The 12931-nt window shown below is 40.5% G+C and carries 11 protein-coding genes; 1 reads left to right on the forward strand and 10 read right to left on the reverse strand.

The annotated features are described in order from the left end of the window. The first annotated feature begins 80 nt into the window (after nt 1–80). The gene (locus tag B9A58_RS05595; RefSeq protein ID WP_084371426.1) at nt 81–296 is read left to right on the forward strand and encodes a hypothetical protein; all 216 of its coding nucleotides are present in this window, start codon (nt 81–83) and stop codon (nt 294–296) included. Nucleotides 297–644: 348 nt separating this feature from the next. Here B9A58_RS05595 and B9A58_RS05600 read toward each other — a convergent pair whose 3' ends face one another. The 10 genes from B9A58_RS05600 to B9A58_RS05645 all read right to left on the reverse strand — a co-directional run bounded on the left by B9A58_RS05600 (nt 645) and on the right by B9A58_RS05645 (nt 12882). After that, nucleotides 645–3158 carry a BspA family leucine-rich repeat surface protein gene (locus tag B9A58_RS05600; protein WP_084371427.1) on the reverse strand — a complete coding sequence of 838 codons (2514 nt, stop codon included), beginning with the start codon at nt 3156–3158 and terminating at the stop codon, nt 645–647. A 297-nt stretch (nt 3159–3455) separates the two neighbouring features. Beyond that, on the reverse strand, nt 3456–4313 hold the full coding sequence (locus tag B9A58_RS05605) for a hypothetical protein (RefSeq protein ID WP_084371428.1): 858 nt from the start codon (nt 4311–4313) through the stop codon (nt 3456–3458). A gap of 127 nt (nt 4314–4440) precedes the next feature. Next, a complete protein-coding gene (locus tag B9A58_RS05610; protein ID WP_084372025.1) occupies nt 4441–5304 on the reverse strand; it encodes a DUF5777 family beta-barrel protein in 864 nt (287 codons plus the stop codon). A gap of 5 nt (nt 5305–5309) precedes the next feature. Further along, nucleotides 5310–5855 (reverse strand): YceI family protein, encoded by a 546-nt coding sequence (locus B9A58_RS05615; protein WP_084371429.1) that lies wholly within the window; start codon nt 5853–5855, stop codon nt 5310–5312. A 73-nt stretch (nt 5856–5928) separates the two neighbouring features. Further along, on the reverse strand, nt 5929–6711 hold the full coding sequence (locus B9A58_RS05620; protein WP_176214682.1) for a hypothetical protein: 783 nt from the start codon (nt 6709–6711) through the stop codon (nt 5929–5931). A gap of 193 nt (nt 6712–6904) precedes the next feature. Then, nucleotides 6905–8566 carry an alpha/beta fold hydrolase gene (locus B9A58_RS05625; protein WP_084371431.1) on the reverse strand — a complete coding sequence of 554 codons (1662 nt, stop codon included), beginning with the start codon at nt 8564–8566 and terminating at the stop codon, nt 6905–6907. Nucleotides 8567–8746: 180 nt separating this feature from the next. After that, nucleotides 8747–9463, reverse strand: coding sequence for a LytR/AlgR family response regulator transcription factor (locus tag B9A58_RS05630; protein WP_084371432.1), 717 nt, complete (start codon nt 9461–9463; stop codon nt 8747–8749). A gap of 3 nt (nt 9464–9466) precedes the next feature. After that, nucleotides 9467–11368 (reverse strand): tetratricopeptide repeat-containing sensor histidine kinase, encoded by a 1902-nt coding sequence (locus tag B9A58_RS05635; protein ID WP_084371433.1) that lies wholly within the window; start codon nt 11366–11368, stop codon nt 9467–9469. A gap of 222 nt (nt 11369–11590) precedes the next feature. Continuing rightward, nucleotides 11591–12538, reverse strand: a complete 948-nt coding sequence (locus B9A58_RS05640; RefSeq protein ID WP_084371434.1) for a mechanosensitive ion channel family protein — start codon at nt 12536–12538, stop codon at nt 11591–11593. Between the two features lie 83 nt (nt 12539–12621). Continuing rightward, a complete protein-coding gene (locus tag B9A58_RS05645) occupies nt 12622–12882 on the reverse strand; it encodes a YtxH domain-containing protein (RefSeq protein ID WP_139793755.1) in 261 nt (86 codons plus the stop codon). Between the last annotated feature and the right edge of the window lie 49 nt (nt 12883–12931).

The following is a 12931-nucleotide window of genomic DNA, read 5'->3' on the forward strand; positions in this document are numbered from 1 at the left end:
ATTGAATTGACTATCAGGAATGGGTATCTAGAGAGCCTCTAGCCCTGATTACTAAGAGCGATAAATTGCTGCTCTTCGTCATGAGCTTTCTGAATGATCAGAAAACTCATGAGAAGAATGATATGAACGGTGCTTTTCATATCAGCTATAAAAAAGGTGTATACAGATTGATTAAAAAGGATATTCGTGATCCTAAACAAAAAGGAAGCGACCGAACCGCTGAACTGAGTGCCTGTCCGGTCGCTAGCTACTTTGCTATGTTAATCATTACAAATGTAGATAGCAGGACATCCTAGCACTAGCACAAATCCGGCGTATCTCATAACATTCCCGACAGGGATTTGGTGAATCGAAAACAAATAATACTGACGGTACAACAGTAAAAAAGGCAACTGGAAAACCAGTCGCCTTTAACCCCTCATTATACTACCAACTCTAGAGTGAGTTGGCAACCTTAACTCTAACCTAATTTCTTTGGGCGATTATGAAAAGAAGACTAGAATACCATTTCTTACATGATTTCCAGCCGTCTTTGTTGTTGTGAATAGTCTTTTATATTATATAACACAAAGCTAAAAATGACCTTACCTCTTCACTAGTACTTTTCCGGTAAAACCAAGCACATTTCCGACAGGCACAGATTGTTAATTCTCTTTTCTGATCTTTTGAAAAATGATACCTTGTGATCCTTCAATGACAAGTACATAAATACCTGGCTTTACTGTTTGTAAATTCATTTTCAAATGGTTTCCTTTCTGCATTGGTATGACCTGATGTCCGCCAAGATTCACCAATTGAACCTCCACATTTTCTGTAGTCTTTATATGTAAAAAATCATGTGCTGGATTAGGAAAAATGCTCCATTTTTTGTTTGGCTCATCAAATCCTAATATTTCATCATTTTGTTCATCAGTATCTCCTTCTTCTTCCGTGCAGGCCGTTGAATCCGCTCCATCATCATTTATGATCCAATTGTATTCGTTGGTCAGTATCGCTCTGCCATTGTCAGCATCATTGCAATAGCTGAGACCTTCAGCACCCAATTCTACTTCGCTCTGAACCTCCTGCTCTGACCAATTCATTAATATTTGACCGTAGTTCTGTATGGACAAACCAGACCCATTAAGCATGGCTTTCATATTGGTAGCAGATGTCACATCCCAACTAGCTAGGTTTTGATCAAATGAGCTTGCATTTTCGAACATACCCTGAAAATTGGTTATTGACGAAGTTTCCCATTCCGAAATATCCTGATTGAAAGACTCGGCTCTTTGAAACATAAAGGCCATGTTTTCCACTTTATCCACCTTCCATGAACTTATATCCGCATTGAAAGCTGTAGCCCCAATGAACATTCCATTTACGGTAGTGACCGAACTAACATTCCAGGTGCCTATGTTTTGATTGAAAGAACTGGCTCCATTAAATGTACCTGACATTTTTGTTACCTGACTAACGTCCCAGCTACTGATGTCTTGATTAAAAGTGTTGGCTCTTTTGAACATATTTCTCATTTCGCGTACCCGACTTACATCCCAGCTGCTAATGTTTCCATTAAATGATGTTGCACCTTCAAATACTTCATTCATTCGAATGACTTTACCAACGTTCCATTCACTAATATCTTCATCAAAGTTTGGCGCATCCCTAAACATTCCACTCATGTTGGTAACCAAACGTGTAATGGGCACATCACTTGCGGTAAATCCTGTACCTTGCCATTCAGAAAACATTCCTGTCATCTCTATCCAAAATACATGCCCCCAATGGGTAAGGTCAATTAACTTATCAACAGGATAACCTTCTTTCAGATGTGGGAAGTCTCCCAAAATTTTCAGCTCATATTCGCCAGCAGTACTCAGAGTGGTTGAAAAATCACCATCTACTGAAGTATGTGTATCTGCCTCTAGGGTATCTCCGGCCAAAACCCAGGCATACTCAAAATCATAATCGTAGCCAGTATTTAATGGGAGCGTAATGGTCTCTCCTGCTTCTACTTGCCAAACTGTAGTAAATGGGCTGAGTATTTGAGCACTAACCGTCCAGTCCTGACTTTCTCCCCTCGAATTAGTGACTGTGTAGGTTACTGGCCCACTAAAATCCAAAGTGACTTCGCTTTCTGGAGAAATCTGAGATTCGGGAGCCACATGAATCACAGGCTGAAGCGAACTAAGATCTGTTCCCTTTTCCATCAAAATCAAAACTGTTTGGCTCTCCACATCAATGATGGCTGGCTCTGTTTGTTTTGATAGTTCAAAACCTATAATACTTAAATCGGTCGATAAATAACTCCGACGATTGGCATAAATGGCACTAATCAAACTATACTGCCCGTCTGTAAAGCTATCTGTACAATCTGCACGCATGTAACTCATGATATTATTGGTATGTGGAGCAAATGCATCTCCATTTTCGTCAGTGGCCGTTCCGGTATACTCGCAGCTGGGATTAACGTTGTTTTGTAAGGACTCCCGATCTGCAGGTGTGTCACATAGTTGATCCCCTGCCCCTTCGCAATTGGGCGGGAGTGTGCCATTCGATGATCCACCCGGCCGCACAACTAACTCATCGCCCGAACCATTTTCGAAAGTATGTCTAATACTAAAATAATGAGCCAATTCATGTGAGAATACCTTGTCCACCCCCATACATGAATTCTTCATTAAAATCATATCTTCTGCACCAGGAGCAGTACTATGCCCACAAAGCGCTTGTCCAAATCGGGTTAAAGTGTTCACCATGTAGACATTGATGGTCTGTGGCCTATGGAAGTTTTCATAAATGGGGGTCCGTTCCGTACCCACATCAAGATTGTAAAACGTATTTGAGTCTATATATACAAATTCGCTTACAAAAAAAGACAGCCCTGCATTACTATAGAGGTCGTTGACTTCTTGGATTCCAGAATTTACTTTTTGCTCGCTTACGCCACCTGTACCGTCGCTTTTCCTAACAATAATTACTGTGACGGCCAGACTTATTGGTTCGTCGGTTTTAATCCTGGCATTAGGATTTGAGTTTACTTGTTTCGCAAGGCGATTATATACCTCTTGTTCCTCAGGTGTAAGCGCCGGTGAGTAACATCCATATTCCTGTGCGTGAACTTTGAATATTAGCAAACAAAATAAAAAGCTCACAATTATCAGTTTATTAATCATGTCGATGTTGGTCTAAGTTGAAAGCTGGAAAGGCTTATTATGAAAAAACGACTGGTATACCCTCTGCTAGAGTAACCAATCGTTCTATCCATTGTTATGATTATTGCTTTCACAAAAGTATTCTGACCTTCTCTTTTTGACTATCATAAAACCGACGAATACTGCTATTGTTCCGACTAAAACATGTAAAAATCCGACATTGGAGGATTGCTGTCAATTCCATAAAACAAAGAATGAGCATTGATCAACTCAATGCTCATTCGCACTATTTACTTGAACCGAATATTGCTACTCTGTCTATTCAGCTGCAGCAATATTTTTATTTACGATAGGCCAAACGCCTGGGCTAGGCACACTTACTCCTTTTGTATCCCCTCTTTCAGTGTCTTGGCCGTAGTAGTACAAAGGCCATCCTTTATAAGTCACTTGACTCTCTCCAAATACATCGATTGTACCAAAATCAGCCATATCAATAGATGATACGACAGCATCCAGTTCTTTAGTATATACTGGCCATACGCCATCATTAGAAAAGTCGCTGGCTGTAAAGTTGTTGGTGTCTTTAGAATCGCTAGCGAAAGTGTAAATGGTTCGTCCTTGTGAATTCACAAAATAAGCGGTTGAGCCGTCTCCTTCTGCATAGTCAGAGGTGTAGTTTTTACCGTCATTACCCACAAGCTGAGCATTGGCATACATGATAGTATAATTGGGCTTAGCCACAAACCATACGCCACCAATTGCCTCACCAGATGTGTTGTTAGCTGCTTCCAATTCTCCATCGCCAGCAGGGGCATAGTAATAAAGCGGCCAGCCCTTGTATGTGGTCTGCTTAGCACCATTGGCATGAGTAATTACTCCAAAATCAGCGCTTTCTAATCCTGAACTTATTTCCGCTTCCTTTGCATAAAAAATAGGCCAGCTATCCAAACACCCTTCTGTACAATTGCTACTTCCAGCTACATCTTTAGCAAAAACATATAGCGTAACCCCATTCGCATCCGTAAGGACGTCACCTAAAGTGGCGTCGTTGTATAACTTGATCATCGAGTTGGCTTCTACTGAAGGCTCATCATTTTCATCGTCTCCACACGCTGAGAAGGTAATTAATGCTGCCAACAGCAGCATGGCATTCATGTGGTTAAATAGATTTTTCATTGATTTTTAATTTTAAAATGGTTGTTATTGATTTATTTCATCGACTTGTGTTTGAATTAGACATAGCATACCCCTTGTGAGTATGAAATCACCTCGTCTACATCAAGTCTTAGAAAGCGCGTTTTTTTTAATTCACCTGAAAGGTTCTTGAGATGTTGAATCCAAAATGGATCTCTCCATCAAAGAAATCATTGGTTGTTTCAGTGATAAATCCTTTGGGCACCATAGCGGTGGCATTTGTAAACTGAAGCTGGAATACGTGGCCTCCAGTTTCAATATCAAACCCAATGGCTATGGCATTTGTAGTTCCTTCATTCAACTGCTGAAATTGATAGTAATATTCTCCACACAGCGCTACGCGCTGAGACAATTTGATCCGACCACCTACACCTAAGGCAAAAATATCATTATTCAGCTCTCCCTCTTGGATCAGGTTTCTATGTACCCATGAGGGCATCAACTGCAGCGAGATGCCATTACCAAACTTGCGAGCGATCAGCAGTTGATTGGTATTAGCCAGTTTGTCTTGAAAGCTCAAGTCTTGATCTGGAGATTTTAAGGTTCGGATCGCAGCAGCGCTTAACCAGGTCACAGATAGTGGCATGGTCTTGCTGCCAGTCGACTGCCTAAGCAAACGATACTTCACAAAACCGTCATAGGTTTTTTCGAAAGAACTACGTCCTAAGCCAAAGTATAGTCGATCAGTTACAGCATATTCTAACCCAATACGAATAGACGCTTGATCTAGCCCGAACAGCTCATAAGTACCGCCGTCGATGGTGCCGAAGCGGTGAGAGATCATGAAATCCATAACTCCCTTTTTTCTGGTTTCAATAGAATGACCGTTGATCACACGGGTCCCTTTGAAAGTCGCTTCGATCCATGTCGTCTCATCTGCTTGTTCTTCTTCCAAACTAGCCAACAAATCATCTTGCGCAGCAAGAGTCATAGAAAAGACAAGAAATGAAAGTGTTATCACTAATGGTCTCATAGTCGTCATTTTTTGAAATTAAAGGCTGCCTTAACCTCAACCACCTCTGCAATATTTTTGATCACCAGCTTTGGTATGTCAATGTCATGATCTGCGATTGAAATAGAAAATTCCGTAGCGGCCTTTAGCGATGAAGGGAAAATTTCAAATTTCACTACAGTAGTCAAAGGTTTGCTCACGCCATGGATTTCCATTTCTCCCTCGGCCTCAGCTTCAAAAGTTCCTTCTTTTGAAAAGTTTAGATTGGCGAAATTCTTTATCACTCCTTTGAAAGTTGCCTTTGGGAATTGCTCAGATTCCAGATAGTTCTCATTAAAGTGCTCTTCCATCAAACTCTTATCAAAGTGAAATTTCTTCATGAACATTGAAACAGCCAATGTTCCTTTTTGAAGGTCTATTGCCCCAAGTACTTCTTTGTTGACAGCTTCGATGTCTTCCATGGGTGCCTCTGAGAAAAAAGAAGCCACGCCTTCCCTGTCTATAAGGGGTTGAGCCATAGTTTGTACACCCGTTACAACCACGATCAATAGTGTCAAAATTCCATTCTTCATGTTTTTAGATTTTTAGTTAGAGTCCCTTTCCAATTCTGAAGCCAGACAGGGATTAAATAATTAGTATGATTGATTAGTTAGAAAGCGCTCCATCATTGACCCAGCAGGCAATAGCATCAATTTCACTTTGAGGAAGCGAGCCACTCGGAGGCATAGTTCCAGCACTCGTTCTGGCCATAATACGACTGGCCTTGTTGCTTATCTCTTCAAAAGAACCAAAGCTTGGAGATGCACTCGAACCATGACAGCTCGTACATCTATTTTTAATAATTCCTTCTACAGTACTAAATTTCACTCCAGACGTCAGTTTCACACTGGTTGTGATTTCGCATCCTTCCTGATCTTCAATACTTATATTATGCGTACCTCCCGCAAGTCCAGAAAAGGTATTGCTGTTCTGTGTATTTCCTCCGTCAATACTATAGAGATAGGGTTCTGTTCCTCCAGAAGCGGTGATTTCTACTGTGCCTTGTGAGGTCTGACAGCCTGCGTCTGTTGTCAAAATATTATCAAGATTGACGCCGTCCGAATTCAACACTTCTACTGTTATTTCATCAGAGCAGCCATTCACATCAGTAACCTGCACTGTATAGCTTCCAGCGCCTATATTTTCGAATAAACCTTCTGCACTTGCGCCTGCTTCTGATGAGAAAGTATATGGAGACTCTCCACCAGAAACGCCAAGGCTAAATGCACCATTGGCTGTACCACAGGCTGTCTCGCTTGTTTCTAACAGTTCGACCTGAACGGGTGAAATAGAACAATCAAATGTTGACTCCATTTGATCCCAGGCACAAGATGAAATACCTAACAGGAGCAAACAACTGGTCGCTCTCCATGCAGCTTTTATATTCATAACAGAAATTATTTCGGCAATCCAGCTGACCATTCAATTCCTCTGGATTTGATACTCAAATTTATTTCTGCAAAGCTGAAGGGTAACCCATCAGTACACTGGCACATTTCCGTCGAATACCATAACATTTCCGACATGGCGCAATAACAAAACCGACAAGGTTATAACAATTCCGACATTAGCATTCAAAAGACTACTGAAGCAGGTCAGTAGGACTTAAGCTAAACTCCTTTTTAAATGACTTAGAAAAATAAGATGGGCTGGAGAATCCAGTTTGAAAGGCAACTTCTGAAATATTAAGTTGTTGATTGAGAATCAGCTCTTTTGCTCTATGTAGCCTCACTGAAGAGATCAACTGATTTGGGGATTTGTTGGTGATAGCTTTCAGCTTGCGCTGCAACTGCCGTTCGCTAATTCCCAACTCTTTGCAAAGGGTGTCTACGCCAAAAGATTCATTACTCAAATGCTCCTCTATGCTTTGCAATACGTTTTCGAGCAATGAAGAATTTTGAGGCCATGTACTCTTCTGAATAGGAACAATATCTTCGTCATCGTCAAAATAATTCTTGACGCTATATAACGACAATGACTCATCAAAAAAAGAAGCGTATATACCCGGGTGGGGATTCAGCGTCAAACCTGCTCCCGATAGCAAATGTTTAACCGTTTGTGTAATTAGAATTTCGTTGGGCTGAATTTGTTTAATGATAGAGTCTACAAAATCCTCTGTCTGTTCACCAATGGATTGAGAATCTCCCAATGAGCATTCTTTGATATGGACACCAGCGGCCAGCTGAACATCGGATTTCCGTAAAGCATTCGCTAAATCCAAACTGCAATGAACAGCTTTGCTTGGCCCTGTGAAAGTAGCGATAAACCTTTGGGCATTGTACTGAATGAATCTGCCTTTGTATTGATTGATATACCGATCTAGGGTCTGTTTGACCTGATTTTCTTTGTTGTCCGAAGAAATAATGCGCGCTGCCAGAATAGTGACTAATTGTCTTTCTCTGCTGTCATTTGGCTCTATTTCGGTAATAAAGGATTTCATTTCTCTTAGAACTTCCTGTGTATTGCCCACCCAAAACAGATGATCATCACCATCAAACTCAACGAATTTTGCGCCTTTGATTCGCTCGGCTATGAATTTGCCTTCATCGATTTTAACATCTATATCATTGGTGCGCTGCATCATGAGCGTGGGTACATCTATAGAACCTAAAATATCTATGATATCTACCTCAGTGTTCATTTTTGTGAGAACCATGGCAGCACTAGGGCTAGCTCCCGAACGGAAGTAATTCGCCAGCCAATCCATAAACTCTTCGTCATCAGCTTTTGAAGGCGCCAGCGATTCCAAATTCATATCCCCACTCCCCCAGCTGTTTTCGATCATGTCATACACCTTCTGCCTTTCCTCATCAGTAGGTGCCCATGGGTAATTGGCATCATAGCGGCGTTTAGCAAAAACACCAAATGTGATCAAAGAGACTGTTCTTTTGGGATAGGTGGCGGCAAACAAAGCGGATACAGATCCTCCTTCCGAATGACCAAACAAGATGGCTTTTTCCGAACCTACCGCATCCATCACTGCCCGGATATCATCCATTCTTTCTTCGAGCGTAGACAGCTCTACCACTCTATCAGAAAGGCCAGTGCCTCGTTTATCAAATAGAATGACACGGGCAATTTTACCTAATTCTTCAAAGAAATGCACCAGCTCTGGACAAGCCCACATCCAGTCAATATTCGACACCCATCCAGGGATATATACCAAATCAACTGGGCCAGAGCCAAAGATTTGATAGGCAATATTGATACGTCCACTTTTGGTGTATTGTGTAGCAGGTTTCATGAATACAATTGAGTTTGATGAATAATTATTTATTCAACGCAGTTTTCAACCGTTTTTTCTCATGCTTTGAATTAGGAATGACATGTAAATATCGATTATCATAGCACAGCAAAAATAAAACTAAGTCTAGCAATTACACAGCAGTCTAGGGTAAACGGAATATTTATTGAGTCAACGCCTTTAGAAGACTGTCAAACGATTCATGAACGACCGTTTATAGACTTTGCCTATTGGCAAGGGGCTTCCATTTACAAAAACCACATTGTTTTCAATGCGATCAATTTTTCTCAAATTTACCAAGAAGGTTTTGTGAATTCTCCCATACCCTTGATCAGTAAGAATATCTTCTATGCTCTTAAGCGTTTGCGAAACCACATACTTATCTTCCTTGGTATAAAAGACGGAATAGTTATCTGACGCCTCCACATAAAAGACCTCATTGAAGTTGAGTGGGACAATTGAGTTACTTTTTCTTATGAAAAGATTAAGCTGTTGGGCTTTTGGTTCACTGACTGGAGTAATTTTGGTTTTAGCCAATGCCATATCTACAGCCACTTCAATATCAGCATCCTTGAACGGTTTCACGACATATCCAGATGGTTCGGCATTCTTAGCACGTGTTACAGTGTTTTTGTCATATAGTGATGAAATGAAAATAAAAGGTGTAGCTACTTTCTGTCGAATCAATTGTGCCAATTGGATTCCGTCCTTTTTTCCCTTGATTTTAATATCTAGTAGGATTAAATCCACTTCCTGTTGATCAAGTATGCTCAATGCCTGATCGGCTGTATTGCAAATATCCACCACCTCATGACCCATCTGCTCTAGGCAAATGGCAATATCATCAGCAATGATGGGTTCGTCCTCTACTACTAATATTTGTATCTTATTGCTCATCTGTTAGAAAGTTAATAGGAAACGGGTTCCTTTCTCATGCTGAATGGAAATATTACCATTCAAGCCTTTGGAAATGGATCGAACAATCCGATAGCCGTAAGATTTGAGCAGGTCGTCAGGTGATGCAATACCAACACCATTATCAGAGACTTCCAGTTCATGAACATTGTTCTTCTTGCGTAGCGAAAGACACACTGCTCCAATTTTATTTTCAGGAAAGGCGTGCTTCAATGCGTTCGAAATCAACTCATTAATGATCAATCCGATCTGAATGGTAGTATCAATGGTGAGTTCAACGTTTTCAATTTTGCTCGACAATTTCACACGATCTTCTGAAATATCGTAGGATTTAAATAAGGTATTGGCCAGCTCTTCTAAATATTCTTTTACATTGATGTTTGAAAGATTGTCAGACTGGTAAAGTTTCTCATGAACAATCGCCATCGACTGCACTCTGTTTCGGCCTTCCAGCACGGCTTTTTTAGCCAATTCATCATTCAAATATTTTGATTGAACATTCAAAAGACTACTTACCACTTGTAGATTGTTCTTTACTCTATGGTGAATTTCCCGAAGCAATACTTCTCTTTCATCCAGTGCCTCAGCCAATTTGTTTTTGGCCTTTTGACTTAATATATAATACCTAAAAATCACAATAACAGCTATAATCGCCAGCATGAGCCCTATTATAGTGGCATACTGGATCAGATGCTGTTGTTTGAGTTTCGCATGGATAGAAACCAACTCAGATTGCTTTTGAAATTCCAAAGAATCGCGTTCCTGTTCAAAGGCAAAATTCAGTTCCATTCGAGTGAGTTGTTCCGTCAGGTCTTCATTGAACATTTGGTCTTTGATCTTATCACTGATTTCAAGAAATTCAAGTGCTTTAGAAGTATTACCTATTGATTGGTAAAGCACATAAAGCTCATGCGCAGACTTTTGCATCTTTTCCTTGAGCTCATGCCGCTCGGCTATCAGGTAGCTCTCTAGCATTTCACGCTCGGCTTGTTGAAACAACTTCTTCTCCGCATGTATTATCCCAATTTCTAAAGAAGCCAGACTTATTAAGACTGGGTTGTCGCAATCTTTAGCTTCCGTATAGACCAATTCTAGATACTTCAGTGCTTTTTCCTTCTGATTCTGCATCAGGTAAGCGCGACCAAGATTAGAGGCAGGTGTCAGGCTTTGGCACTTCTCACCTATTGATGAAAATATGTCATAGGCCTTTTTACAAAAAATCAATGCCTCCCCATAATTTTCTTGCCCCAAATAAATAGTCCCAATATTGGATAAAGCTGCCGCTTGCCCATCCAGGTCGGAAATAGATTTCTGAATATCCAGAGTTTGATTAAAATAATTGAGCGAAAGGTCATAATTTTTCTGATCCAAATAAATTAGCCCAATATTACCAAGTGTATATGCAGCCCTTGCACTATCACCTTTATCCAGCCTAAGTTTCAAGGCTCGCTGATAGGCTTTGAGTGCAGCCGTGTAATTACCCTTCTTGTAATAGGTAGCACCCAGATTGTTTAATGTCCCAGCTATCAGTAATGAATCTTTGGTGCCACTCTTCGCTTCTATAGACTTTTCATAGTAAACCAAAGCACTATCCAATTCGCTTCTGATGCTATAGTAAGTGGCCAAATGGTGAAAAGCGTGACTACGGCCTTTGGTGTACTTGATTTCAGAAGCGAGTTTATTGGCCAGTTCGGCGAGCACTCGTGTGGAATCGTCTTTTGAATAGTAATAAGTTTGAGCCAAACGATTTAGAGCATCTACCTCAGTAGTGTCTTTCTCTTGCAAAGAAATGAGGTGACGTAAGCTATCCGAATTTTGAGATTTTGCAGGCACAGCAATGACCAACCATACGATCAAAAAAAACCAAATGGAGATACTTATGTTCATTTCTCTTCAAGCAGCATTTAAACCAAAAAGTTGAAAATTAAGTACATGGTACTTTACCATAACCTTCCAACTTATTCTCACAATATTCATTATTTTTTCAATGACAAGACTTAGAATCATTCAAAATTTACATGATAAATGAGTTTCAATAATTTCAAAGCATAAAAAAAGCCCCAACGTTACTCAAGTCAAGGCTCCTTGCTCACCATCTGTTCTTCAACATTAGCCAGTCATTTCTTGTGAATCTTTTGATTGACCATTTTTCATAACCTTCCTGGTATCTGTGTGGAAATTCATTTCTGTCAAGGTCTTTCCTCCTTTGATACCAAAATCCATCGTGCGAATTGGGAATGGGATGGTAATTCCATTTTTATCGAATGCCTCTTTCACGGCTATAATTGCATCACTTCTGGCCTTTAGAAATCCAGGTTCGTCTGGGTAGTGCACCCAGATCATAAGAATAAAGTTGATCGAGCTGTCTCCGAATTCTTTGTAATGCAAGTTTACTTCTCGACCCGATAGCAAATAAGGCAATTCAGAAACTGCATCAATGGCAATTTTCTTTACTTCCCTGAGATCTTCGGCATAGGAGACACCTACTTCCATATCTATTCTTCGATCAGAAGTTTTGGTATAGTTGGTCACAGGCGTTTGGAATACATCTCTGTTTGGAATGATCACATGCAAACCTTGAAAGGTTCTAAGCATGGTCACTCTGAGATCTATTTTCTCTACCATGCCGATAAAGGATTTGGTCTCGATAATATCTCCAACCTGAATAGGCTTTCTGAAAGCTAAGAGCACCCCTGAAATGAAATTGGCAGCAATATCCTGAAAAGCAAAACCTAGTGCCAAGCCAATGATACCCGCACCTGCCAGCAACGAAGCAACTGTTTGTTCCAAATGCAAGACATTGAGCGCGACGATAAGACCTACGCCCAACGCAACCAGATAAACCAAAGCGGCAAACAGGCTAGTGATCGCCTCTTTTGCAGCAAATTTTCGCATCAAACGTCCCACTGCCATTCTAAACATTCTGGCAGCTATATAGGCTACTATGAGTACAAAAAGAGCCACTACCATATTAGGCAACATGGCGGTGAGCGCTTCTAGCCAGCCTGAAAGTTTGCCGCTTAAAATTTCTATCGCCTTATTCAAATTGAATTCCATTATTTTCGTGATTGGGTAAACTGAAAGGAAAAAAGTGAAAACAAGCCCTTATTAAGACTTGCTTTCACCCACTATTTCTTCACTCAGCGTACTGCTTTATCTGCTACTTGATCCAAAATTTCTTTGCCCTGCGCAGCCTTTTCTTTGATGGTCTTGTTGAGCATGCTTTTTGCCTCCGACAACTTTTGAGTAGCCGCCTTTTCTAAAGCATCTTTATATTCTTTTGATTCGTCCACCAATTTATCTCTTGATTCTTTTCCACTTCTTGGTGCTGTCAAATATCCTGCAGCTATCCCTGCTCCTGCTCCAATAATGAATGTTGATATCATTTTTAATGCTTTCATGTTTATCTATTTTTAGTGAGTGGCCTCAATACCTTTGAGGCCTTTAAAT

The sequence above is a fragment of the Reichenbachiella faecimaris genome, from assembly GCF_900176375.1.
Taxonomy (GTDB): domain Bacteria; phylum Bacteroidota; class Bacteroidia; order Cytophagales; family Cyclobacteriaceae; genus Reichenbachiella; species Reichenbachiella faecimaris.

What these genes read in the sequence shown, in the direction of transcription:
- B9A58_RS05595 (WP_084371426.1), top strand. Translation starts at nt 81, where the DNA reads ATGAGCTTTCTGAATGATCAGAAAACTCATGAGAAGAATGATATGAAC.
- B9A58_RS05600 (WP_084371427.1), bottom strand. Translation starts at nt 3,158, where the DNA reads ATGATTAATAAACTGATAATTGTGAGCTTTTTATTTTGTTTGCTAATA.
- B9A58_RS05605 (WP_084371428.1), bottom strand. Translation starts at nt 4,313, where the DNA reads ATGAAAAATCTATTTAACCACATGAATGCCATGCTGCTGTTGGCAGCA.
- B9A58_RS05610 (WP_084372025.1), bottom strand. Translation starts at nt 5,304, where the DNA reads ATGAGACCATTAGTGATAACACTTTCATTTCTTGTCTTTTCTATGACT.
- B9A58_RS05615 (WP_084371429.1), bottom strand. Translation starts at nt 5,855, where the DNA reads ATGAAGAATGGAATTTTGACACTATTGATCGTGGTTGTAACGGGTGTA.
- B9A58_RS05620 (WP_176214682.1), bottom strand. Translation starts at nt 6,711, where the DNA reads ATGAATATAAAAGCTGCATGGAGAGCGACCAGTTGTTTGCTCCTGTTA.
- B9A58_RS05625 (WP_084371431.1), bottom strand. Translation starts at nt 8,566, where the DNA reads ATGAAACCTGCTACACAATACACCAAAAGTGGACGTATCAATATTGCC.
- B9A58_RS05630 (WP_084371432.1), bottom strand. Translation starts at nt 9,463, where the DNA reads ATGAGCAATAAGATACAAATATTAGTAGTAGAGGACGAACCCATCATT.
- B9A58_RS05635 (WP_084371433.1), bottom strand. Translation starts at nt 11,368, where the DNA reads ATGAACATAAGTATCTCCATTTGGTTTTTTTTGATCGTATGGTTGGTC.
- B9A58_RS05640 (WP_084371434.1), bottom strand. Translation starts at nt 12,538, where the DNA reads ATGGAATTCAATTTGAATAAGGCGATAGAAATTTTAAGCGGCAAACTT.
- B9A58_RS05645 (WP_139793755.1), bottom strand. Translation starts at nt 12,882, where the DNA reads ATGAAAGCATTAAAAATGATATCAACATTCATTATTGGAGCAGGAGCA.